The organism is Microbacterium sp. I2 (genome assembly GCF_051364985.1).
In the GTDB taxonomy this organism is placed as follows: domain Bacteria; phylum Actinomycetota; class Actinomycetes; order Actinomycetales; family Microbacteriaceae; genus Microbacterium.
In genome coordinates this window covers 217,093-238,990 of sequence record NZ_JBLWIH010000023.1, presented here as the reverse complement: position 1 = coordinate 238,990, position 21,898 = coordinate 217,093, and the positions used below count along the sequence as shown (strand labels likewise).

The 21,898-nt window shown below is 69.5% G+C and carries 23 protein-coding genes; 16 read left to right on the top strand and 7 right to left on the bottom strand.

The features are described from left to right. The 3 genes from ACLKM7_RS18045 to ACLKM7_RS18035 form a co-directional block, all read left to right on the top strand. Positions 1–185: hypothetical protein (locus tag ACLKM7_RS18045; RefSeq protein ID WP_436448679.1), on the top strand; the 185-nt coding region annotated here is incomplete at its 5' end. A gap of 71 nt (positions 186–256) precedes the next feature. Continuing rightward, positions 257–1,099: a carbohydrate ABC transporter permease gene (locus ACLKM7_RS18040; RefSeq protein ID WP_436448678.1), complete on the top strand. Its 843-nt coding sequence runs from the start codon at positions 257–259 to the stop codon at positions 1,097–1,099. A gap of 2 nt (positions 1,100–1,101) precedes the next feature. Further along, a complete protein-coding gene (locus ACLKM7_RS18035; protein ID WP_436448677.1) occupies positions 1,102–1,965 on the top strand; it encodes a carbohydrate ABC transporter permease in 864 nt (287 codons plus the stop codon). 135 nt (positions 1,966–2,100) lie between these two features. Here the strand turns inward: ACLKM7_RS18035 and ACLKM7_RS18030 are convergent, their stop codons facing one another. From ACLKM7_RS18030 to ACLKM7_RS18020, 3 genes are all read right to left on the bottom strand, one after another. Beyond that, entirely contained in the window at positions 2,101–3,381 is a 1,281-nt protein-coding gene (locus ACLKM7_RS18030; protein ID WP_436448676.1) for an FAD-dependent oxidoreductase, read from the bottom strand. A gap of 84 nt (positions 3,382–3,465) precedes the next feature. Further along, the gene (locus ACLKM7_RS18025; protein WP_436448675.1) at positions 3,466–3,858 is read right to left on the bottom strand and encodes a hypothetical protein; all 393 of its coding nucleotides are present in this window, start codon (positions 3,856–3,858) and stop codon (positions 3,466–3,468) included. Further along, on the bottom strand, positions 3,855–4,598 hold the full coding sequence (locus ACLKM7_RS18020; protein WP_436448674.1) for a CDP-alcohol phosphatidyltransferase family protein: 744 nt from the start codon (positions 4,596–4,598) through the stop codon (positions 3,855–3,857). Before ACLKM7_RS18020 ends, ACLKM7_RS18025 begins: the two co-directional genes overlap by 4 nt. Before the next feature lie 86 nt (positions 4,599–4,684). On the opposite strand from ACLKM7_RS18020, the gene ACLKM7_RS18015 reads away from it, so the two are divergent. The 10 genes from ACLKM7_RS18015 (at position 4,685) to ACLKM7_RS17970 (ending at position 13,183) form a co-directional block, all read left to right on the top strand. Further along, on the top strand, positions 4,685–5,662 hold the full coding sequence (locus ACLKM7_RS18015) for a dehydrogenase (RefSeq protein WP_436448673.1): 978 nt from the start codon (positions 4,685–4,687) through the stop codon (positions 5,660–5,662). Continuing rightward, complete coding sequence (locus ACLKM7_RS18010; RefSeq protein WP_436448672.1) at positions 5,659–6,054, top strand: 6-pyruvoyl trahydropterin synthase family protein; 396 nt, start codon at positions 5,659–5,661, stop codon at positions 6,052–6,054. The genes ACLKM7_RS18015 and ACLKM7_RS18010 overlap by 4 nt, the downstream gene beginning before the upstream one ends. Continuing rightward, complete coding sequence (locus ACLKM7_RS18005; protein WP_436448671.1) at positions 6,051–7,085, top strand: glycosyltransferase family 4 protein; 1,035 nt, start codon at positions 6,051–6,053, stop codon at positions 7,083–7,085. Before ACLKM7_RS18010 ends, ACLKM7_RS18005 begins: the two co-directional genes overlap by 4 nt. Continuing rightward, the gene (locus ACLKM7_RS18000) at positions 7,082–7,894 is read left to right on the top strand and encodes an SAM-dependent methyltransferase (RefSeq protein ID WP_436448670.1); all 813 of its coding nucleotides are present in this window, start codon (positions 7,082–7,084) and stop codon (positions 7,892–7,894) included. The genes ACLKM7_RS18005 and ACLKM7_RS18000 overlap by 4 nt, the downstream gene beginning before the upstream one ends. Next, positions 7,891–8,865: a lysylphosphatidylglycerol synthase transmembrane domain-containing protein gene (locus ACLKM7_RS17995; RefSeq protein ID WP_436448669.1), complete on the top strand. Its 975-nt coding sequence runs from the start codon at positions 7,891–7,893 to the stop codon at positions 8,863–8,865. The genes ACLKM7_RS18000 and ACLKM7_RS17995 overlap by 4 nt, the downstream gene beginning before the upstream one ends. Beyond that, complete coding sequence (locus ACLKM7_RS17990; protein WP_436448668.1) at positions 8,862–9,623, top strand: RibD family protein; 762 nt, start codon at positions 8,862–8,864, stop codon at positions 9,621–9,623. The genes ACLKM7_RS17995 and ACLKM7_RS17990 overlap by 4 nt, the downstream gene beginning before the upstream one ends. Then, positions 9,607–11,253, top strand: coding sequence for a CDP-alcohol phosphatidyltransferase (locus tag ACLKM7_RS17985; RefSeq protein WP_436448667.1), 1,647 nt, complete (start codon positions 9,607–9,609; stop codon positions 11,251–11,253). Before ACLKM7_RS17990 ends, ACLKM7_RS17985 begins: the two co-directional genes overlap by 17 nt. Before the next feature lie 99 nt (positions 11,254–11,352). Continuing rightward, complete coding sequence (locus ACLKM7_RS17980) at positions 11,353–12,330, top strand: sugar-binding transcriptional regulator (protein WP_436448666.1); 978 nt, start codon at positions 11,353–11,355, stop codon at positions 12,328–12,330. A gap of 135 nt (positions 12,331–12,465) precedes the next feature. Further along, complete coding sequence (locus tag ACLKM7_RS17975; RefSeq protein ID WP_436448665.1) at positions 12,466–12,633, top strand: hypothetical protein; 168 nt, start codon at positions 12,466–12,468, stop codon at positions 12,631–12,633. Then, on the top strand, positions 12,587–13,183 hold the full coding sequence (locus tag ACLKM7_RS17970) for a methyltransferase family protein (RefSeq protein WP_436448664.1): 597 nt from the start codon (positions 12,587–12,589) through the stop codon (positions 13,181–13,183). Before ACLKM7_RS17975 ends, ACLKM7_RS17970 begins: the two co-directional genes overlap by 47 nt. 35 nt (positions 13,184–13,218) lie before the next feature. Here the strand turns inward: ACLKM7_RS17970 and ACLKM7_RS17965 are convergent, their stop codons facing one another. The 4 genes from ACLKM7_RS17965 to ACLKM7_RS17950 form a co-directional block, all read right to left on the bottom strand. Then, the gene (locus ACLKM7_RS17965) at positions 13,219–13,881 is read right to left on the bottom strand and encodes an aspartate/glutamate racemase family protein (protein WP_436448663.1); all 663 of its coding nucleotides are present in this window, start codon (positions 13,879–13,881) and stop codon (positions 13,219–13,221) included. A 12-nt stretch (positions 13,882–13,893) separates the two neighbouring features. After that, positions 13,894–14,811: a carbohydrate ABC transporter permease gene (locus ACLKM7_RS17960; protein ID WP_436448662.1), complete on the bottom strand. Its 918-nt coding sequence runs from the start codon at positions 14,809–14,811 to the stop codon at positions 13,894–13,896. Position 14,812: 1 nt separating this feature from the next. Further along, positions 14,813–15,694, bottom strand: coding sequence for a carbohydrate ABC transporter permease (locus ACLKM7_RS17955; RefSeq protein ID WP_168911786.1), 882 nt, complete (start codon positions 15,692–15,694; stop codon positions 14,813–14,815). Positions 15,695–15,766: 72 nt separating this feature from the next. After that, complete coding sequence (locus ACLKM7_RS17950) at positions 15,767–17,107, bottom strand: ABC transporter substrate-binding protein (protein ID WP_436448661.1); 1,341 nt, start codon at positions 17,105–17,107, stop codon at positions 15,767–15,769. A gap of 155 nt (positions 17,108–17,262) precedes the next feature. Between ACLKM7_RS17950 and ACLKM7_RS17945 the strand changes: the two genes are divergently transcribed. From ACLKM7_RS17945 to ACLKM7_RS17935, 3 genes are read left to right on the top strand one after another with little or no spacing between them, the layout of a single operon-like run. After that, positions 17,263–19,314, top strand: a complete 2,052-nt coding sequence (locus tag ACLKM7_RS17945) for a glycoside hydrolase family 127 protein (protein WP_436448660.1) — start codon at positions 17,263–17,265, stop codon at positions 19,312–19,314. Next, positions 19,311–20,627 carry a RuBisCO large subunit C-terminal-like domain-containing protein gene (locus tag ACLKM7_RS17940; protein WP_436448659.1) on the top strand — a complete coding sequence of 439 codons (1,317 nt, stop codon included), beginning with the start codon at positions 19,311–19,313 and terminating at the stop codon, positions 20,625–20,627. Before ACLKM7_RS17945 ends, ACLKM7_RS17940 begins: the two co-directional genes overlap by 4 nt. Next, positions 20,620–21,897 (top strand): four-carbon acid sugar kinase family protein, encoded by a 1,278-nt coding sequence (locus ACLKM7_RS17935; protein ID WP_436448658.1) that lies wholly within the window; start codon positions 20,620–20,622, stop codon positions 21,895–21,897. The genes ACLKM7_RS17940 and ACLKM7_RS17935 overlap by 8 nt, the downstream gene beginning before the upstream one ends. Position 21,898: the final 1 nt, after the last annotated feature.

Sequence of the window (21,898 nt, the reverse complement as noted above, 5' to 3'; positions counted from 1 at the left end):
TGTCTGCCGGCCTGGTCGCAGCATCCGACGACGTCGCCTTCACCTATCCCCACGTTCGCGTGCACGGTCCTGCAGGATTCGGCAACGCCTGGAAGAACCTGTGGCCCGCCTACGTCAAGGGCGACATCGACACCGAAACGTTCCTCTCTCGTCTGGCCAGCGACGCGAACGCGAGCGGAAGCTAGCTTTGACCGCTCCTGCCCTCCGGCTGCGCCGTAAACCCGGCGGCGCAGCCGGACCCCCGATTCCGCGCGGGATGCGCCTCTCCGCGTTCCTCTCGATCGCGCCCGCCGCGGTGCTCTTCGGCACCTTCTTTGCGATACCCCTCGTCGTGCTGATCGCGACGTCGTTCACCTCGTGGAGCGGACGCTCACTCGAGTTCGTAGGGTGGGAGAACTACGAGCGGATGCTGGCGGATCCGGTCTTCGCGAAGGCGCTCGGCAACACTCTCTTCTACCTCGCGATCGGCGTCTTCGTTCAGGTGCCGCTCGGTGTCGGAGTGGGGATGGTGCTGGCCCTGAAGCCTCGGGGATGGGAGGCGTTCCGCACACTGTTGTTCATCCCGTTCGTGATCTCGGGCGCGGCGTATGCGCTGATCTTCTCGATGTTCTACAACTCGCGTTTGGGGCTGCTCAACAATATGCTCGCGCCCCTCGGCATCAGCGGTCGCGACTGGCTCTACGACAGTGCGACCGCGCGGTGGGCCGTGGCCGGAACCTTCGCGTTCATTCTCGGCTTCGTGATGATCGTGATCATGGCTGAGATCGCCTCGATCCCGCGGGAACTCTATGAGGCGGCGCGCGTGGATGGCGCGAGCGAGCTCCAGCAGCAGGTACTGATCACCCTGCCGCTGTTGCGCAACGCGATCGGGACGTGCGTGCTGATCCGCGTGCTCGCAGACATCGGCATGTTCGATCTGGTCTTCATCCTCACCTCGGGGGGACCCGACGACGCCACGGTCTCGCTCGCCCTCTACGCCTACCGGGCCTACCTGCAGAGCGATTGGGGCTTCGCGAACGCCGTGGGAACAGTCATCATCGCGCTGGGCGCGATCCTCATCGTCCTCATCCGGCGCCTGTTCAGAATCGGGGATCGCTGAGCATGACTTCCTACGAGAGCACCGCGGCCCGCCGCATCCACCGCCGGGGCGTGCCTGCGACGATCGTGATCTACGTCACCGTCGTGCTCGCGACGGTGCTGTCCCTTCTCCCGACCGTCTGGGTGATGATCTCGAGCTTCAAGACCGCAGGGCAGATCAACACGGGCGAGGGCTTCTGGCCCACGCCGGTGACGGTGCAGGGATATATCGACGCGTTCACGCAGATCCACCTGCAGGAGTACATTCTCAACTCCCTCATCTACGCGGTCGGAGGCACCGCGGGCGCGCTCCTCGTCGCGTTCCTCGCTGCTTACCCGCTTGCCCGGTTCCATTTCGTGGGCAAGGGATTCCTCAACACGACCTTCGCCCTCGCGCTCGCCATCCCCCTCGTGGGCCTGGCCACTCCGGTGTTCTTCATCGTCCGCGAACTCGGTCTGTTCGACTCGAAGGCCGGCTTGGTGCTCCTGTACGCGGCACTGCAGTTCCCCTTCAGCTTCGTGGTTCTCCGGTCATTCCTTCAGACGATCCCTCCGGAACTCGAAGAGGCGGCGATCGTGGATGGCGCCGGATACTTCACTCTGCTTCGCCGCGTGATCCTTCCGCTCTCGCGACCCGCGATCGCGACCGTCTCTGTCGTGGCGTTCGTCCAGATCTGGAACGAGTTCTTCTTCGCGAACCTCCTGACAGTGTCGGCCGAGAACCAGAACGTCCAGCTCGCGCTCGCCGCGTTCAAGTCGCAGTTCGGGTTCAACATCACCGGCGCCCTCGCTGGAGCGACGATCATCATGCTCGTGCCGATCGCGCTGTTCCTGATTCTCCAGAGGCAGGTCATCGAAGGTCTGACCGCCGGTGCGGTCAAGTCATAGACCGAGTTGCGGGTCGAGTGTCAGGCGCCCGTTGATGATCCTCTTACGCGCTGCCGGCGTGCCGGGGACGCATCCGTTTGTTGCCTGCAGAATACGGCTGTTCGACCAGCGAGGGTGAGGTTGCAGGGCGGCGGCTCACACCGGGCGAACCTCGTCCTCCGCTGTGCGCCTGGCCCATGCGGGAGGCATCTCTGGTCGGGGCCCGATACCGATGAGTCGGGCAGGCAGCGCAGTCAGGCGAGGGAAACGTCGCAGGAGCTTGGCGAGCCGCGGTGGCGGAGTGATGTCTTTGCCGTCGAGCGCGGGCATCACCACTCGGGAGTGCATGATCCGCTGCACGGCCTGGATGGTGACGGTGGGGAAGGTGCGGCGCCGCTGCACGCGCCCGAGGAAACGTTCACCTCGCCGACCACGCATCGCGCCGTTGCGGATCGGTTCGCCGAGGATGCGCGCGGTGGCGACGGCATCCTGCACGGCGAGGTTGATTCCCACGCCACCCACCGGAGACATCGCGTGCGCGGCGTCACCGATGCACAGCACGCCAGGCGCGTGCCAGCGGCGCAGCCGGTTCAGTTTCACGTCGAGCAGCTTCACGTCGTCCATGGACGCGATGCTGTGCACGTCGTCGGCGAGGTCGGGAAGCAGGGTTGCCACGTCCTGACGGAAGGCATCGATTCCCCGACTCCGGATCGCCTCGTCCGAGCCCTTCTTGCCGAGTCCCGCGACCTGTACGTACCCCTCGCGCGGGATCGCGATCGCCGCACGACCCCGGCTGACGCGGGGCAGGAGCGACTCCGCGAGATGCTTCTCAGTGTTGATGCGGTACCACCACACGTCGAAGCCGACCGGAAACTCCCGCCCAGCAAGATCCAGGCTGCGGCGAACGACCGACCATCGACCGTCGCACGCGATCGTCAGGTCCGCGAGAAGACGCCCCTCCCCCGCCGGAGACGTGTAGTCGACGCCGATGACGCGACCGTTCTCGCGCACCACTCCCGTCACCGCGTGCTCGGTGCGCAGCGAGTAGGTCGGCTCCGCGTTCCCGGCACTGGCGAGCAGATTCAGCAGGTGCCATTGCGGAACCATCGCCACATAGGGGTGGGGAACCTTCAAACGGCTGAAATCGGCCATGACGACGCCGGGACCGCCGGGCACCGGGAGCGTCACCTGTTTGATGTGGCTCTGCGGGAGCGCGTCGAACTGCTCGAACAAGCCGAGGTTGTCGAGCAGACTCATGGTGGAGGGGTGGACCGTGTCGCCGCGGAAATCGCGGAGGAAGTCCGCGTGCTTCTCGAGCACGACCACGTCCACTCCCGCCCGGGCCAGGAGGAGCGCGACGACGAGGCCCGCGGGACCGCCACCCACGACGATGCAGGTCGTACGCTCAACGCTGGTCGGGTCGCTCGTACCAGTCATGGATGGTTCCTCCCCCGGCGGCCCCGTCGGGCGCGAGCCCACAGTATCCCGGGGCGAGGCGGCTGCTGCGCTGCGCCGCGATCGTCACTCCCGCGGAGCGCGCAGCACCATCGCCGTCGTGACCGCGAGCACCACGATCCCGATCGACTCGACGATCACCGTCTCGGGCACCAGCGTGAAGTTCCAGTCCTGGTGGATGCCGAACAAGCCGACGGTCAGCGCGAGCACGAGTGCCCCCAGCGTGGCGATGAGGAACAGCAGGCTCAGGACGGCCGCGGCCTGCAGCATCCGTCCCCGCAATGCCACCATCGCGATCGCCAGCACCAGCCCGGCGATCGCGTTCAGGATGAACATCACGCCGAGGATGCCGCCCACGCCGTTGAGGGCGAGGTACAGGTGGATGCCTCCCGTCGCCAGAAGGAGGACGGCGCTGAGTATGCGCAGGACCCACAGGACCCGCTGAGACGTTCTGGTCATCGAACCACTCCATTCCTAGTTCTGTGACCCGCCGCAACGCGGGCCGTCGTGCGAGGTCGGTGAGAGACGAGCCACAGCACGTCTCTGCCGAACGACTCCAAGAGCAGGGCGAGGGCGATCAGCACCACCGCCAGCGACGCCCACGTGGGCAGCAGTCCGCTGGCCGCCGCGGTCAGCGCGATGCCCGCGACCGCCGTCGTCACCTTGCGCCAGTAGCGCGGCGGCAGCGTCGCCCGCATCCACGGCAGGAACCATCCCGCGACCACGAACGCGTACCGCAGCAGCCCGATCGCGAGCACCCACCACCCCAGCACCGGCGCCACGAAGACGCCCAGCACGAGGAGCAGGAAGGCGTCGACCTCCATGTCGAACTGCGCCCCGAGCTCGCTCTCGGAATGCGTGCGCCGTGCGAGCCATCCATCGACGCCGTCGAGAACAAGGGCGATGCTCGCGAGCACGACCAGCAGCGGCACCGACACTGGGGAATCGAAGGATGTCGCAACGAGCGCGGTGACGAGACCGACCAGCGTCGAGCGGGTCGCGGTGGCCGCGTTCGCCCACCCGAAGACGGTCAGCCCGCTGCGGTGCAACCCCCTGGCGAGGAGTCCGTTCGACACGACAAGGTAGAGGAGTCCGGCGGACCATCCGGCGGCGGAGAGCGGCGAGAAGCGGTCGGTCGCCCAGAGGCCCAGCAGCCCGGCCGCGATCGACGAGAGCGGAGCGAAATGAACTTTCGGCATGCTGACCTCCGTGCTTCCGTCATGGATACCACTGGGAACACGTTCCAGGAGTGGGTCCCGGTTCAATCGATCGGGGCTTCCCGCTGATGAGGGCCACCGCGTACTGGCTCGAGGCCCCCGCTCGGGCATCCCTCCGGGATGAGGCCGTGCCCGCTCCCGCGCCCGGCGAGGTACTGGTCCGCACGCTCTACACCGGCATCAGCCGCGGCACCGAGTCCCTCGTCTACCGCGGCGAGGTGCCGGCCGGCGAGCGCGAGCGCATGAGGGCTCCGTTCCAGGCGGGCGACTTTCCCGGACCGGTGAAGTACGGCTACCTGAACGTCGGCGTGGTCGAGCGGGGGCCGACCGAACTCGCGGGGCGTACGGTGTTCGCCCTGTATCCGCATCAGTCCGCGTTCGTCGTGCCCGCCGCAGCCGTCGCGGTCGTCCCCGACGACGTTCCGGCGCGCCGAGCGGTGCTGGCGGGCGCCGTCGAGACGGCGGTGAACATCCTGTGGGACGCCGCGCCCCTGGTCGGCGATCGGGTCACGGTGATCGGCGCCGGGATGATCGGCTGTGCGGTGGCACGGCTCGCGCGCGGCATCCCCGGTGTCGAGGTGGTGATCGTCGACGTCGATGCCACGAAGCAGGAGGTGTGCGAACGGATCGGCGTCGCCTACGCGCCACCTGCCGACGCCCCGCAGGATCGGGACCTCGTCATCGACACCAGCGGGTCGGACGAGGGCCTGCAGCTGGCCATCGACACCGCCGCGACCGAAGGCGAGATCATCGAGGCCAGCTGGTTCGGCGACCGCACCGCGAACGTGCGGCTCGGCGGCGCCTTCCACTCACGGCGCCTCACGATCCGCTCGAGCCAGGTCGGGATGGTCTCGCCGCGCCGGCGCGGCACCCGCACGACGAACGACCGCCTCGGGCTCGCGCTGCGGCTGCTGCGAGACCCGGCCTTCGACCACCTGCTCACCGGCGAGTCGTCGTGGCGCGAGCTTCCCGATGTGATGGGCGCGATCGCGTCGGGGGCGCTGCCGGGCATGTGCCACACGATCGACTGGAGGGACTCCGGATGACATACTCGCTCACCGTCCGCGACCACATGATGATCGCCCACAGCTTCACGGGCGAGATGTTCGGACCCGCACAGCGCCTGCACGGCGCCACGTACGTCGTGGATGCCACCTTCCGCGCGGACGCGCTCGATGCCGACGGGGTCGTCATCGACATCGGGCGTGCGTCGGAGGCGCTGCGCGGCATCCTGTCGACTCTCTCGTATCGGAACCTCGACGACGCACCGGAGTTCGCCGGCGTCAACACGACGACCGAGCGCCTGTGCAGTTTCGTGGCCGAGCGCCTCGTCGAGGCCGTGCGCGAGGACGGCCTCGGCGCCGGCAACCTCACCGGCATCGAGGTGACGCTGCACGAGTCGCACGTCGCGTGGGCGTCGTTCGCGGTGACGTTGTGAGCGGGTCCGCGCGGGTCGTGTGGTTCGTCGTTCCCGACGGCTTCGACGATCCTGACCGCGTGAGCGGGGGCAACGTCTACGACCAGCGGGTGACGACCGAGCTGCGCAGGCTCGGCTGGGACGTGCGCATCGTGGAAGTCGCACCAGAGGCACCCGAAACGGACCCGCTCGAGCCCATCCCTGACGGAAGCCTCGTCGTGGTCGACGGCCTGATCGCGATCGGCCGGCCGTCCGCGATCGAGGCAGCCGAAGCCCGCCTTCGCGTCGTCGTGCTGGCGCACATGCTGGCCGAGGCGTTCCCCGAGGCCGACCCGCAGGCGGTCGAGGGCGAGAAGCGGGCCCTCTCCCGCGCGCACCGCGTCATCGCCGGCAGCGCGTGGCTTCGCGACGAGCTCGCGCGGCGTGGTCTCAGCTCCGCCGAGCGGCTCGTGGTCGCGACGCCAGGCGCGGACGAGGCGGCCATGGCCACGGGCACCGCGACCGGCGGGTCGCTGCTGTGCGTCGGCGTCGTCGCCGCGCACAAGGGACAGGACACGCTGATCGAGGCACTCATCCGCCTCGGCGACGTTCCGTCCTGGACCTGCACCTTCGCCGGCTCCGCCTCGACCGAGCCGGACTTCGCAGCGCGGGTCGCTGCCGAAGCCTCGACAGCCGGGCTGTCGGAGCGGATCACGTGGGCGGGAGTGCTCACGGCGGGCGAGCTCGATGATGCCTATGCGCGCGCTGATCTGCTCGTCGCCCCCTCTCGCACCGAGGCGTACGGCATCGCGATCGGCGACGCCCTGGCCCGCGGCATCCCGGTCATCGCGAGCAGCGTCGGGGGCATCCCCGAAGCCGCCCAGCCGCCCGGCGCGGTGATGCTCGCACCGCCCGCCGACCCGACGGCGCTCGGCGAGGCCCTTCGGCGTTGGCTCGAGGATCCGCAGCTTCGCGCCAGCATGACCGCGGCCGCCCGGCACGCGGCACCGACCCGCAGACGATGGAGCGACACCGCCCGCACCATCCACTCCACACTCGAGGCACTGTCATGAGCGTGGTCATACCGGTGTCGGCGGACTGGCTGACACTGCGCGAAGACGCAGACGCCGGCTCGCGTTCACGGGCGCTCGCCGTGAAGGCGGGACGGATGCTGCGGCCACCGGTCGTCGTCCACGATCTGGGCACCGGCACCGGCTCGATGGTGCGGTGGTGCGCGCCGCTGCTTCCCGGGCCGCAGACATGGGTGCTGCACGACTGGAACGACGCGCTGCTCGAGCATGCGGCCACGGCCGCCGCGCACGACGGCGGCGGCGCGACCGTCACCGTGCGCACGCGAGTCGGCGAGCTCGGCGGACTGCAGGGCGCGGATGTGGCGGGCGCATCGCTCGTCACCGCGTCGGCGCTGCTCGACGTGCTCTCGGCCGACGAGGCCGCCGCCGTCGTCGCGGCCTGTGTCGCGGCGGGTGCGCCCGCACTGTTCGCGCTGTCGGTGACCGGCCGTGTCGCCCTCGACCCGATCGACCCCGGCGACCGCGTCTTCGAGGCGGCCTTCAACGACCATCAGCGGCGCACGGTCGATGGCCGGCAGCTGCTGGGGCCGGATGCCGCGACCGTGGTGGCCGACCTCTTCCGGTCTGCGGGCTGGTCGGTGCGGGTCGCGGACTCCCCGTGGCGCCTCGAACCCCGGGATCGGGCGCTGATCGCGGAGTGGCTCGACGGCTGGCTCGACGCCGCCGTCGCGCAGCGGCCGGCGTTGCACGAATGGGCGGCCGAATACGCCCGGATGCGGTCCGCCCAGCTCGCGGCGGACGGCCTGCGCGTCGTCGTGCACCATGTCGACCTCCTGGCGTGGCCGTCATGAGCTCCGTGATCGCACCGTCGAGGAGGCGGCCCGCGGGCGCGGCGTCGCGGTGGCAGCCGTGGATGCGGGCGGGCATCGGCGTCGCCCTCCTCGTCGCAATCCTCGCCGTCACGGGCACCGACCCCTTCCTCCGCGGCATCGCGTCGGTGTCGCCCCCGGCGATCGGGGCGGCCGTTCTGCTCGCCGCCGTCGCGACCGCGGCGGCCGCCTGGCGGTGGCGCATCCTCGCCGGGCGTCTCGGCCTCCGGCTGGGCTGGCGCCAGTCCGTCGCCGCCTACTATCGCTCGCAGTTCCTGAACACGGTGCTCCCGGGCGGTGTCGTCGGCGACGTCGAGCGTGCGGTGTCGCACGGCCGCAGTGTCGACCGGGTCGCCCAAGCGGCGCGGGCCGTCGCAGCCGAGCGCGCAGCCGGGCAGCTTGTGCAGCTCGCGCTCGCCGTCGTCGTGGTGGGCGCTATCGGTTTCTCGGTCTCCGCTCGGGCCATGGCGCTGCCGCTCGCGTTGCTGGCCGTCGTCCTCGCGGTGACCGGACTGGCGATGATGAGCGGCCGGGTCCGCCGCGCACTCGTCCGCGAGCTGACCATCCTGCACGACGCGTTCCGCGGGATCGGCACGATCCTGGCCGTGGTGGCGGCCTCGACCATCGTCGTCACGGCCCACGTCCTGACCTTCGTCGTCGCCTGCATCGCCACGGGCGTCGTCGCGTCGGCGGGGCAGCTGACGCTCGTGGCGGTCGCCGCGGTGCTCGCCTCTTCCATCCCCCTCGGGATCGGGGGCTGGGGTCCTCGCGAGGGGGCCGCCGCATGGGCGTTCAGTGCGATGGGGCTCGGCGCGGCCGCGGGCATCACGGCCGCCACCGCGTACGGCGTACTCGTGATGATCGCCCTGACGCCGGGTGCCCTCGTCATCACGGCGTCCGTGCTGCGTCGACGCCCCGCATCCGTCGATGCCGGAAGGCGGGCCACGACATGACTCTTCCGTACGTGACCCTCAGCTGTGCCATCTCGCTCGACGGCTATCTCAGCGGCGAGGCGCCGCAGCGCCTCATCATGTCGAACGCCGAGGACTTCGATCGGGTCGATCAGCTGCGTGCCGACAGCGACGCGATCATGGTCGGGGCGTCGACGGTCAGGCGCGATGACCCACGGCTGCTCGTGCGCAGCGAGGACCGGCGCCTGCACCGCGTGTCCGAGGGACGCAGCGCATCCCCCGTCAAGGTCACGGTCACCGGCAGCGGCGATCTGCCGGCCGGCTCGTGCTTCTTCACCGCCGGCGACGTGGAGAAGCTCGTCTACTGCCCGCGCACGGTCGCGGATCGCACCGCGGGCGCCCTCGGCGGCAGTGCCACCGTTGTCTCCCTCGGCGACGTCGTCACCATGCGCGACATCGTGCACGACCTCGCCGAACGCGGCATCCGCCGGCTCATGGTCGAGGGCGGCGGCAGGCTGCATACGCAGTTCCTCCGGGAGGACATCGCCGACGAGCTGCAGCTGGTGATCGCGCCGTTCTTCGTCGGAGAACCCCGGGCGCCGCGGTTCGTCGATGCGGGCGCGTTCCCGTGGACCGCGACGCGGCGGGCTCGCCTCGCCGAGTCGCGGCAGATCGGCGACGTCGTGCTCCTGCGCTACGCGCTGTCGGAGCGGGCCGCCTCGGGCGCATCGTCGACCGGCATCGACGGCGCGGTGGCAGCGGCCGATCGGTGGAGCACGGATCATGGCCCGACGCCGTGAGCCGGCCTTCCGCGAGCGCGGCAGTCCGCACGGAAGCGCACCGCTGACGCTCCTCGCGTGCGCGATCCTGCTCGTGGTGCCGCTTGTGCCGGGAGCGCTGAGCATGGGGAACCCGGCCGCGCTGCTGGGCCTGCCGGCCGAGTCCCTGGTGGCGCTGGTCGTCCTCCTCACCGTCCCGGGATACGTGGCGCAAAGGCTCACCGCCGGGGCGTTCGCGGCGATCGTCGTCGCCGGCATCCTTCTCGCCTCTCTCGAGCTGGCATTCCGGGCAACCATCGACCGCCCGTTCAACCTCGCCGAGGACGGCGGCGCGATCGCCGACGCCTTCGGCGTCGTTCAAGACGCGGTCGGTCCCGTCGGCGCGGCCGTCCTCGTCGCACTCATCGGCGCCGTCGTCGTAGGACTGGGTGTTGTCGTCGCCGCCTCGGCGTTGCGAGTCGGGCGGACGGCACGGGCGAACGGGGCGCGCGGTCGCGCTGTCGTCTCGACGATCGCGGCCGCCTGGGTCGTGCTATCGCTCACGGGCGCCCAGCTCGTGCCGGGCACGCCGGTCGCAGCATCCGGTGCCGGCGACACGCTCGTCGCGGCGTCGGCGCGCGCTGCCGCCAGCGCGCAGGAGCAGCAGGCCTTCGAGCGTGACCTCGCCGAGGATCCTCTGGCATCCGACCCGCCGTCGCGGCCGATGTCACTGCTCGCCGGCAAGGACGTCGTCATCGCATTCGTCGAGAGTTACGGTCGCGTGGCCGTCGAGTCCTCGTCGTTCACCGACGACATCGCGCACACGCTGGACGAAGGTGCCGAGACTCTCGCGCGTCACGGCTATTCCGCGCAGAGCGGCTTTCTCACGTCGCCGACTTTCGGCGGTGTGAGCTGGCTCGCCCACGCGACGCTGCAGAGCGGCGTCCGGGTGGACTCGCCGCGCACCTACGATCGGCTGCTCGAGCACGGTCGCTCGACGATCTCAAGCCTCTTCGACGCCGCAGGGTGGCACACCATGGCGGTCGTGCCCTCGAACACCAGGGGTTGGGAGGCGGGCGAGGCGTTCTACGGGTTCGACACCGTGCTCGACTCACGCAGCATGGGCTACCGAGGACCTGCGTTCGGCTACGCGCGCATGCCCGACCAGTACACGTGGAAGGTGTTCCACGACCGCGCCGGTCTCGACGATCCCCGACCGGTGATGGCCGAGATCGACCTCGTCTCGTCGCACGCGCCCTGGACGCCGTTGCCACGCATGGTGCCATGGGACGAGCTCGGCGACGGGTCGGTGTTCGCGTCGCACGTCGGTGATGGCGAATCGTCGGTCACGGCCTGGACCGATGCCGAGCGGGCCCGTGAGCTCTACGCGGATTCGGTGGCCTACTCGCTGTCGTCGATGTTCTCGTACCTCGCGACGTTCGAGCAGCAGGATCTCGTGCTGATCGTACTCGGCGATCATCAGCCGGCGCGCGTCGTGAGCGGCGCGGACGCCGGGTATGACGTGCCGATCACGATCATCGCGAAGGACGCCGCGGTGTTCGAGGCGATCGAGTCGTGGGGATGGGAGCCGGGTGTGCGTCCGTCGGCGGATGCGCCGGTGTGGGCGATGCAGGACTTCCGTGACCGCTTCGTCGACGCCTTCAGCCGATGACCAGGAGTTCTCTCGGCGGTTCCCCTAGCCCTGCGGGCGCAAAGTGAATATCCTTTCGTAAGCGAATCCTCATCCGGGATCGCCTCGATCGGAGTCTCCGTGTCACTGACCCGCTACACCCGCCCCGTCGACGGTCAGGTGCGCCTGCTCACCAAGGTCGCGCGCATGTACCACGAGCGCGGTGTACGGCAGGCCGACATCGCGTCCGCGCTCAATATCTCACAGGCGAAGGTCTCTCGTCTGCTCAAGCGTGCCGAGACCCTGGGCATCGTCCGCACCATCGTCACCGTCGCCCCGGGCGTCTACGCCGAGCTCGAAGAGCAGCTCGAGGAGCGATACGGCTTGGCCGAGGCCGTCGTCGTCGACGTGGATTCCGACGCCGACGAGCGCGAACTGCTGGCGTCGGTCGGCGCCGGCGCCGCCGCCTACCTCGAGGCGACCCTCTCGGGCTCCGAGCGGATCGGCGTCTCGTCGTGGAGTCAGACCATCCTCGCGATGGTCGACCGCATGCGGCCGTTCACGGTGCGCGCAGCCACCGAGGTCGTGCAATTGCTCGGCGGCGTGGGCGCGCCCGAAGCGCAGAGCCACTCCAACCGCATCCTGGGCGAGCTCGCGCACATGCTCGGGGCCGAGCCGGTCTACGTCCAGGCTCCGGGGGTCGTGGCCGACCCGGCGATCCGCGACAGCCTGCTGCGCGACCCGTCGATGCAGGAGGTCACGCGTCACTGGAACGACCTGACCATGGCGATCATGGGCATCGGCAGCATCGAGCCGTCGGACGTGCTCGCCACGAGCGGCAACGCATTCGCCGCGGAGGAGCGCGAGGGCCTCCTCTCGCAGGGTGCCGTGGGCGACATCTGCCATCGCATCTTCCGGGCCGACGGCACCCTCGTGCGCGGCGAGCTCGACGACCGCATCATCGCGATCCCGGTCGAGAACCTCATGCGCATCCCGCGCCGCGTTGGCGTCGCCGGGGGCGAGCGCAAACTCGAGGCCATCCACGGCGCGCTCGCCGGTGGCTGGGTCACGACGCTCGTGACCGACCTGCGCTCCGCCGAAGCACTCGCCGGCCGCTGACCCGGCATCCCGCACCCGGTCGGAGGCCGGTTCCCGCGCCGGGTACCCGCCGTCCGGCCGAGACGTCTGCTGAAGATCGGGCGGGAGTCGACGTCCCGGCGTATTCTGTGCGTATCGCCGATCGGAGGATTCGTCGTGTCAGGCCCTGCAGATCGCGCCGCTCAGGCGCACCACATCCCGGGCCCGGGCGAGCCCTCCGTCCCCGAGCTCGAGGTCGATGAGACCGTGGCGCCGCGTCCGGAGGAGGAGATCGCCGATGTCCTTCGTGCGGAACCGGACGTCGAGGATCACGGCCGACGCTGATCCGCCGCTCGTGGTGAGGTGGATCGCTCGGCGCGCAGTCGCCGTGTACGAGAGCCTTCCGCTTCCTGCCGGGTCGATCCTCGGCATCGTCGGAGTCCTCCTGCTTCATCGCGTATACCCAGTGCCGATCCCGGGAAGCCGGGCGGTCCAGCGCGCGGCCGGTTGTGTACTGTCGGTGACCGGGTGCGCGCTCAACGCGTGGGCGCTCGCAGAACGCAGGCACCATGCCTCGAGCCGGTTCCGTCTCGAGCACCCGGATTCCGTGGTCACCACCGGACCATATGCGTTCAGCCGGCATCCCATGTACCTGGGCTGGTGGCTCGTCCACGTGGGAATCGGCCTGTGGCGCGGTTCCGCCTGGATCGCGGCGACCGCTCCGGTGGGAGTGCTCGCCGAGCATGTCAGTTCCGTCGCGGAAGAGCGCGCGCTCCGATCACGATTCCCCTCGGAATACGAGCGCTACGCCGAACGGGTGCCCCGCTACTGGGGCAGGCGCCGGCGCGCCGCTCGTACTCGCCGAGGGCGGCCGCAAGTCCGGCACGTCGGCTGACCGAGTCCGGCCCGCAGGCCCCGGCCTCGGCGGTGTCAGAGCGCCGCGACGGTTTCGCTGAGGCGACGGATGCCGGGCTCGAGGCTCGTCAGCACGGGAACGTCGACCGACACGGCCTCGGCCGCGCTCGCCATCGAGGCCTGCGCGAGCACCACGACATCGGCATCCGTCGCCAGACGTTCGATCGCCTCCGCGACCAGCCGGTCGTGGGTGGCGCGGTCACCCGACGCGACGGCCTCGAACGCTCCCTCGACGATCTCGCTGACGAACTCGGGCGAACGCCCTGCGAGGTCGGCGCGCTCGCGCAGCAGACCGAGGGTCGGCGTGAGGGTCGTGGGCAGGGTCGCCAGCACCGCGACCCGGTCGCCGGCGCGGACCGCGGCATCCGCCATCGCCTCATCGATGCGCAGCACCGGGATGCCGACCGCCTCGGCCGTGGGTGCAGCCAGATGCGAGATCGACGAGCACGTGAGCATGACGACGTCGACTCCGGCGCTCTGGGCGGCCCTAGCGAGGTCGATGAGGCGCTCGGGGACGGATGCCGCACGCTGCGGGTCGCCGAGATCGGCCACGATCTTGTCATCGAGGTAGTTGACGGTCGTGGCGCCGGCAAGGTGCTCACGCGCGAGGTCGGACACCGGCGGGATCACCACCGCTCCGGTGTGGAGAAAAGCGATGCGCGGTGCGGCCTTTGTCATGGGAACAGCCTCTCAGCCCTTCAGGGCGCCGCCGGCCATACCGGCCATGATCTTCTTGTTCAGGGCGAGGAAGACGATCAGCAGCACCACGATGTTGATGCTGACTGCCGCGAACAGCGGTCCGTACTGCGTCGAGCCGTACTCGTCGCTGAGACTCAGCAGGCCGACCTGGATCGTCGCGAGTTCGGGACGCGTCGTGAACGTCAGTGCGATGAGCAGGTCGTTCCAGACACTGAAGAACTGCACGAGGCCGACGGTCAGGATCGCGTTCTTCATCATCGGCACGCCGATCACGAAGAAGGACCGCAGCGGACCGGAGCCGTCGACCGTCGCCGCCTCGAAGATCTCGCGCGGCACCGAGCGGAAGTACGTCGCCATGAGGAACGTCGTCAGCGGCAGGCCCATCACGGTGTACGTGATGATCAGCGGCAGCAGCGAGTCGGTGATGCCCATGCGGAAGTAGACGATGAACAGGGGCACCAGGATCATCTGACCGGGCACCATGATGCCCGCGAGGATGTACAGGAGGGTGCCGTTGCGCCCCTTCCAGATCATGACCTCGAGCGCGTAGCCGGCCGCGACACCGATGAAGACGATCAGCAGCACCGACGGGATGGTCACGATGATGCTGTTGAGGTAGTTCTGGCCCACGTTGCCGTTGGTCAGCGCCGAGATGTAGTTGTCGAACTGCCACGTCTCGGGCAGCGACAGCGCGGGGTTCGACAGGAACTCGGCCTGTGTCTTGAACGAGCCGAGCACCATCCACACCTGCGGGTACAGCACGACCACCATCAGCACCGCGACCAGGATCCACACCGGGATCCGCCGCACCAGCCGCAGCGCCTTGCGGCGTGCCGGGGTGCGGGCGGGCTTGCGCCGGGTCGGCACGGCGACCGTGGCCGGAGCATCCTTCGTCATCGTCGTCGTCATGTCAGACCTCCGCCTTCCGTCGCGAGGATCGGAAGATCGCCAGCGTGAACACCAGGCACAGCAGCGTCAGCACGAGTGCGATGGTCGAGCCGTAGCCGTACTCGGCGTATTCGAACGCCGTGCGGTACATGTACAGGGTGAGCGGCGCCGTGGAGGTACCCGGTCCGCCGCCGTTGAGGGCGAGCAGGCTGTCGAACACCTTGAGGGTGGCGTTGAGGCTGAAGATGATCGACGACAACAGGATCGGGAGCGACAGCGGCAGCACGATGTGCCGCACCAGCTTCAGACCGTTCGCGCCGTCGAGTCGAGCCGACTCGATGATCTCTTCGGGGATGTCGAGCAGCCCCGCGTACAGCAGGATCGCGTAGAAGCCCATCGATCCCCACAGGGTCATGACGATCGCGGTCGACATGGTGCCCACCGTCGAGGCGAGCACTTCGACGCTCTCGCCGCCGAAGAAGTTGATGATGTCGTTGACGGGACCCTGGTTGTCGCCCACGGCGACGAAGCTCTTGAACAGCAGCGCGACGGCGACGGTCGGCAGGATCGCGGGGAAGAACACGATCGTGCGGATGAACGACGATCCCTTGCGCAGGACGAAGACGTACAGCAGCGCCAGTCCGTACCCCAGCGCGACCTGGCCGATCGTCGCGACGATCGCGAAGAAGACGCTGACCCACATCGACTGCAGCGCCGCCCCGTCGGTGAAGAACGTGGCGAAGTTCTCGAGCCCGACCCAGTCGAAACCGCGGAGGGTGTTGCCCTCGAAGAACGACAGGCCGAACGACCAGAGGACCGGAACGACCTTGAGGAGCGTGTAGAGCAGGAGGGCGGGTGCCAGCAAGATGATGATCGTCTTGCGATCGCCGAAGATCGAGTTCATCAGGCGGGGGCTTTCTTTCGAAGGACCGGCCTCCCGAGCCTAGGCCCGGGAGGCCGGCGGTTCAGATCCGGATCAGCCGTTGGCTTCGATGCTCGCCTGCAGCTCGGCCATGTAGTCCTCAGGGCTCATCTGGCCCGTCGTGAGAAGCGTCACGTTGGTCGAGGCGAGCGAGTTGCTCTTCGGGTCGAAGAGGGCCTCGAACCACAGCGTCGTCTCTTCGATCCCGGCGATGCGCTCCTGGATCTCGACGGTGTTCTCCGAGATGTCGGTCACCTCGCCGTTGACGGCGAAGCCGGAGATGACACCCGCGTCCTGGAGCGCCTGCTGGCCGTAGTTCTCGGCGATGCAGCTGATCCAGTCGGTGACCTTCGGGCCGAACTCCTTGGCGTTGACGATCATCGGCGCGCCCGCGTTGGCCGGGTACTGGTCGATCGAGCCTTCGCCGCCATCGACAGCCGGGAAGGGCATGAAGCCGACGTTCTCGCCGCCGATCTGGTTGCGGTCGGGGTCGTTGATCGCGCTGAGCAGCCACGTGCCGTCGTAGGTCATCGCCGCGTCGCCGGTGAGGAACATGTTGGACGATGTGTCGCCGTCGCGCGTCGAGAAGCCCTCGCCGAAGTAGCCCGCCTCGGCGTAGTCGGCGAGCGCCTGTGCGCCGGCGACGTACTCGGGGTCGGTGAGCTTCGCATCGCCGTCGCGGATTGCGGCCATCGCGTCAGGGCCGATGTTGCGGAAGATGTACATGCCCATGATGCGGGTGAGGGGCCATCCGTTTGCGCCCGCCTCGGTCATCGGCACCACGCCCGCATCCTGCAGCGCGGCGGATGCTTCGACGAGCTCGTCCCACGTCTGCGGCTCTTCGAGGCCGTTGTCGGCGAAGATCTGCTTGTTGTAGAAGATGCCCTCGATGTTGTACTGGTACGGCATCGAGACGAAGCCGCCGTAGACCTGCTCGACGGTGGATGCCGCGGCCGGAAGAACGTTGTCCCACGCGTCGGCGCCCTCGAGCGCGGCCTTCAGATCGCCCACGAGCCCGGCAGCGCCCAGGTCGCCGTCGGGGCGGATCAGCGCAGTGCCGGCGATGGTGTGGGTCGGGAGCGCATCCTGGCTGGCCAGCAGCGTGACCTTCTGCACGGTGTCTGCCTGTGCGACCTTCTGGTGCTCGAGCGGGAGCGCCTCGTTCTCGGCCTCGCAGGCGCCTGCGGCGAGCGCGTCGAGCTGCTCTTCGAGAACCGGGTTCTCGTTGGCGGTCATGACGGTGAAGGCTTCGGGATCGGAGCCGCCGGAGCCACCCTCGCCTCCGGAGCCGGTGCCGCCGGAGCCGCCGGCGCACGCCGCGAGGGGCATGACGGCGGCCAGAGCGATGCCGACTGCGGCGAGGGTGCGGCGGCGGTTGCTGCTGCGGGTGTTCATAGCGTCCTCCTTGACGACGGCCATGCGGGTGAAAGGTACGAGCACGACAGTAGGCACCATTGCAAGGTGTGTCAACACTCAGTGTTGAAATTCTATTCACTTCATGCTCAAATCGTGACTACAGTGACCTGACGCCACTCGGAAGGAACACCCTCATGACCGCCACGACAGCGCTGCGGGCCCACGCCCGTCTGCGACCCCTCGGCGCCGACAGCGCGCGGTGGACCAGCGGCTTCTGGGGCGAGGTGCACGATCGCACCCGGGACGTCACGATTCCGCAGATCTGGTCGTCGCTCAGCGACTCAGCCGTCAGCCCCGGACTGGCGAACTTCCGCATCGCCGCGGGACTCGAGCAGGGCAGCCACGAGGGACCGCCCTTCATGGACGGCGACTTCTACAAGTGGCTCGAAGCAGCGATCGCGCGGCTCGAGACCGATCCGGACCCCGAGCTCGGGGCGCGCATCGAAGAGATCGCCTCGCTCATCGCCTCGGTGCAGCGCGACGACGGCTACCTTCACACACCGACGATCATCTCGGCGCGCAACCAGGAGGACGCCCTGGCGCTCGCCGACCGCTTCCACTTCGAGACGTACAACCTCGGCCATCTCATCACCGCCGGGGTCCGCCACTACGAGGTGACCGGCTCCACCACGCTGCTCGACGCGGCGCGTAAGGCCGCATCGTTCCTCGAGGACCTCGCCACCAACAAGCCCGTCGAGCTCGCGCGCAGCGCCATCTGCCCCTCGCACTACATGGCGGTGATCGAGCTGTACCGCGCCACCGGCGACGAGCGCTACCTGCGCCTGGCCGAGGCCTTCGTGCGCGTGCGCGACGAGTTCCAAGGCGGCGACGACAACCAGGATCGCCTCCCGGTGCGCGAGCAGACCGTGGTGGCCGGGCACGCCGTGCGCGCGAACTACCTCTACGCGGGACTTGCCGATCTCGTCGTCGAGAACGGCGATACCGAGCTGGTCGGGGTGCTCGAGCGACTCTGGCACGACGTGATCGACACGAAGCTCTACATCACGGGCGGCTGCGGCGCGCTCTACGACGGCGCCTCGCCCGACGGCTCGCCGTGGCAGGACCAGATCAGCCGCGTGCACCAGGCGTACGGCCGCGCGTACCAGCTGCCGCAGACCACCGCGCACAACGAATCGTGCGCCAACATCGGCATGATCTTCTGGAGCGAACGGATGCTGTCGCTCACGGGCGACGCGAAGTATGCCGACGTCATCGAGCAGATCGCCTTCAACAGCTTGCTCTCGAGCATCAGCCTCGCCGGGTCGGACTACTTCTACACCAACCCCCTCCGCCAGGTGCGTGACCTGCCCTACCCCCTGCGCCGGCCGGGCGACACGGCGATCCATCCGACGCCCGAGCCGCCGCCCTCGGATGAGCGCCTGCGGGAGTCGTACCTCAGCTGCTTCTGCTGCCCGCCGAACATCGCGCGCACCCTGGCGCGGTTCCACGAGCGCGCCGCGTCGCTCGGCGACGACGGACTGTACCTGCACCTCTACGGCGGGGGCCGCGTCGACGTCGCGACCGAGGACGGTCGTACCCTCGCGCTGCGGGAAGACGGCGACTATCCGTGGAGCGAGACCATCACCTGGACCGTCGAGACTGCATCAGGTGGGCCCACGCGCCCCGAGGCTCCGCGCAGCGGGCCAGCGATGCGTGGAGAGGGCGTGGGGAGCATCCCGCTTCACCTCCGCATTCCCGGCTGGTCGTCGGGCGCGACGCTCACCGTCAACGGCGACGCGGTGGAGGTCACCGCCCCGGGCACCTACACGCGGATCGACCGCGAGTGGCGCGAGGGCGATGTCATCCAGCTCACGCTCCCCATGCCGGTCCACGTCCTGCGCGCCCACCGCCTCGCCGAGGAGGCGACGAACCAGGTCGCCGTGCGCCGCGGACCCGTGGTCTACAGCCTCGAGAGCGCGGATCTTCCTGACGGCGTCGTGCTCGAGCAGGCGGCGCTGCGCCGCGGCGCGACCTTCACTCCGATCGAGTCCGAGATCGCGGGCCACCGCGTGATCGCACTCGAGACCGAGATCGCCGTCCTGCCCGGCGCCGACGACGACGCGCTCTACGACGACCTCGCCGACACCGAGCTCGGCACGGCGACCGTGCGCCTCGTGCCCTATTACGCATGGGGCAACCGGGGTGCGGGCGAGATGTCGGTCTGGCTCCCCCTGGTGTGGCGATGAGTGGCGCTGGTCTGACGGGCAGCGGGCTGACGGGCGGCGGGCTGACCGGCGGCGGGCTGACCGGTCAGCACGTCTTCGCGACCTACGTCATCGAGACCTCGCTTCCGCTGCGGCATGCCGCAGAGGTTCTCGCCGGCGAGCAGTCCACCGGCACGTTCGTGCGCGTCGAGCGCGAGTCCGACGACCTGCGGGCCCGTTTCGCGGCCCAGGTGGAGTCCATCGAAGAGGTGCCGCTGACGGGATCGTCCCCGCTGCCCGGAGCCGTGGGTGATCCGTCGCAGCGACGCCGCGCAGTCATGCGCCTGCGGTTCCCGCTCGACAACTTCGGGCCGTCGCTGCCGAATCTGCTCGCCGCCGTCGCCGGCAACCTCTTCGAGATCAAAGAGCTCTCAGCGATCAAGCTGGTCGACATCGACCTGCCGCCGGCGTTCGCCGAGCGCTACGCCGGCCCGGCGTTCGGGGTCGAGGGCACACGCCGCCTGATGGGCCGATCCGAGGGCGCCATGATCGGCACGATCGTCAAGCCCAGCATCGGTCTCTCCCCCGACGACCTCGCCGAGGTGGTGGGCGAGCTCGCCGAAGCCGGCATCGACTTCATCAAAGACGACGAGCTGCAGGGCAACGGCCCGAGCGCTCCTCTGGCCGAGCGCGTGAAGGCGGTCATGCCGGTGCTCGAACGCTACGCCGACCGCACCGGCCGCAAACCGATGTACGCCTTCAATATCACCGACGACATCGGGCGCCTCGAGGCCAACCACGATCTCGTCGTCGAGGCGGGGGGCACGTGCGTCATGGCGTGCATCAACCTCGTCGGTATCGCGGGGCTCGAGTTCCTGCGCCATCACACCGCCGTGCCGATCCACGGGCATCGCGCGATGTTCGGGGCGTTCGGCCGCTCGGACCAGCTGGGGATAGGGTTCCGTGCGTGGCAGAAGCTCGCGCGCCTCGCGGGCGCCGACCACCTGCACACCAACGGCATCAGCAACAAGTTCTACGAGACGGACGACCAGGTGCTCGACTCCATCGCCGCGGTCCGCGAGCCGCTGCTCGGCCTCACACCCACGGTCCCCGTGCTGTCGTCGGGGCAGTGGGGCGGCCTCGCGCACGCGACGTACGCCGCGGTGGGGACGACCGACCTGCTCGTGCTCGCCGGTGGCGGCATCCACGGTCATCCCGATGGCGCGGCAGCCGGAGTCGCGAGCATGCGCGATGCGTGGGCCTCGGCGGCCCAGGGCGAGACCGTCGACGTCGCCATCGAGCGCTCGGCCGCCCTACGCCGCGCGACCGAGCTGTTCGGGCCCGTCCGTGTCTGAACCCGCCCGTCGCTCCGGCGAGGTCGTCGCGTTCTACGGCGACGACTTCACCGGGAGTGTCGACGCGCTGCTGCAGTTCGCACGGCGCGGGTGGACGGGGCGGCTATTCACGGCGATTCCGGATGCCGCGGCCCTGCGCCGCGCCGCGTCAGAGGTCGATGTGGTGGGGGTGGCGGGCATCTCGCGCTCGCTGGATCCGGACGCCATGGACGCCGAACTGCGCCCGGTGCTCGAGGCGTTCCAGCGCCTCTCACCCCGGATCGTTCAGTACAAGGCGTGTTCGACGGCCGATTCGGCCCCGACGGTCGGCAGCCTCGGCCGGGTCATCGAGCTCGGGCGTGAGGTCTTCGGCGACCGCCCGGTGCCGATGCTCTTCGCGCAGCCGGACTTCGGCCGCTACACCGTGTTCGGGCAGCACTTCGCCGCGGAGCGGGGTGTCGTCTACCGCCTCGACCGGCAGCCGACGATGTCGACGCATCCGTCGACGCCGATGACCGAGGCCGACCTCGCCGTCCACGTGGGCCGCCAGACCTCGCTCCCCCTCGGCTCGGTGTCCCTCGTCGCCTACGGCGACTTGGCGGCCCGCCTGCGCGACACGCCCGAGGCGGCGCTCGTCCTCGATGCGCTCACCGACGAGCACCTCGTGACGGTGGGAACGGCGCTGAAGGCGCTGCCCTCGCCGATCTTCGCCATCGGCTCGGGCGGACTGTCGCACGGCATCGCGGCGGCGTCACCCGGCGAGGCTGCCGCGCTTCCGACGTCGACACCCGCGTCCGGCCCGGTCCTGGTCGTGTCGGGCAGCCGTTCCGCGCAGACGAGACGGCAGGCGGATGCCGCGGCCGCCGCCGGCTGGCTCGTCCTGCCCCTGCCGCTCGGCGCCGCAGACCTGGGGTCGACGATCGACGAGGTCGTCGCCGCGTTGAGGTCCGGACGCGGAGTGGTGCTGACCTCGGACGACGCCGACACGAGCTCGGCCGCGGCGGGACGCGTGCTCGAGGCGATCGCGGAGGCCGCGGCATCCGTCGTCGCCATCGCCGTCCGGGAAGGCGTGACCCGTCGCGTCATCGTCTGCGGCGGCGACACGTCCAGCCGCGTCACGCGACTGCTCGGCGTGGCGTCGCTCTCGATCGCGGCGAACCCCTGGGGCAATGTCGTGCTGCTGCGGGCCCAAGCGTCCGACTCCGCCGTCGACGGACTGGAGCTGGTGCTGAAGGGCGGCCAGGTCGGCGCCGACACGCTGTTCACCGACGTGGCGGCGCTCGGGGCCTGAG

Coding starts and splice junctions, on each gene's coding strand:
- ACLKM7_RS17950 (WP_436448661.1), bottom strand. CDS start 17,107: ATGAACACCCGCAGCAGCAACCGCCGCCGCACCCTCGCCGCAGTCGGC.
- ACLKM7_RS18010 (WP_436448672.1), top strand. CDS start 5,659: ATGACATACTCGCTCACCGTCCGCGACCACATGATGATCGCCCACAGC.
- ACLKM7_RS17970 (WP_436448664.1), top strand. CDS start 12,587: ATGTCCTTCGTGCGGAACCGGACGTCGAGGATCACGGCCGACGCTGAT.
- ACLKM7_RS17990 (WP_436448668.1), top strand. CDS start 8,862: ATGACTCTTCCGTACGTGACCCTCAGCTGTGCCATCTCGCTCGACGGC.
- ACLKM7_RS18035 (WP_436448677.1), top strand. CDS start 1,102: ATGACTTCCTACGAGAGCACCGCGGCCCGCCGCATCCACCGCCGGGGC.
- ACLKM7_RS18000 (WP_436448670.1), top strand. CDS start 7,082: ATGAGCGTGGTCATACCGGTGTCGGCGGACTGGCTGACACTGCGCGAA.
- ACLKM7_RS17945 (WP_436448660.1), top strand. CDS start 17,263: ATGACCGCCACGACAGCGCTGCGGGCCCACGCCCGTCTGCGACCCCTC.
- ACLKM7_RS18030 (WP_436448676.1), bottom strand. CDS start 3,381: ATGACTGGTACGAGCGACCCGACCAGCGTTGAGCGTACGACCTGCATC.
- ACLKM7_RS17965 (WP_436448663.1), bottom strand. CDS start 13,881: ATGACAAAGGCCGCACCGCGCATCGCTTTTCTCCACACCGGAGCGGTG.
- ACLKM7_RS17940 (WP_436448659.1), top strand. CDS start 19,311: ATGAGTGGCGCTGGTCTGACGGGCAGCGGGCTGACGGGCGGCGGGCTG.
- ACLKM7_RS17985 (WP_436448667.1), top strand. CDS start 9,607: ATGGCCCGACGCCGTGAGCCGGCCTTCCGCGAGCGCGGCAGTCCGCAC.
- ACLKM7_RS18015 (WP_436448673.1), top strand. CDS start 4,685: ATGAGGGCCACCGCGTACTGGCTCGAGGCCCCCGCTCGGGCATCCCTC.
- ACLKM7_RS17995 (WP_436448669.1), top strand. CDS start 7,891: ATGAGCTCCGTGATCGCACCGTCGAGGAGGCGGCCCGCGGGCGCGGCG.
- ACLKM7_RS18020 (WP_436448674.1), bottom strand. CDS start 4,598: ATGCCGAAAGTTCATTTCGCTCCGCTCTCGTCGATCGCGGCCGGGCTG.
- ACLKM7_RS17955 (WP_168911786.1), bottom strand. CDS start 15,694: ATGAACTCGATCTTCGGCGATCGCAAGACGATCATCATCTTGCTGGCA.
- ACLKM7_RS18040 (WP_436448678.1), top strand. CDS start 257: ATGCGCCTCTCCGCGTTCCTCTCGATCGCGCCCGCCGCGGTGCTCTTC.
- ACLKM7_RS17960 (WP_436448662.1), bottom strand. CDS start 14,811: ATGACGACGACGATGACGAAGGATGCTCCGGCCACGGTCGCCGTGCCG.
- ACLKM7_RS18025 (WP_436448675.1), bottom strand. CDS start 3,858: ATGACCAGAACGTCTCAGCGGGTCCTGTGGGTCCTGCGCATACTCAGC.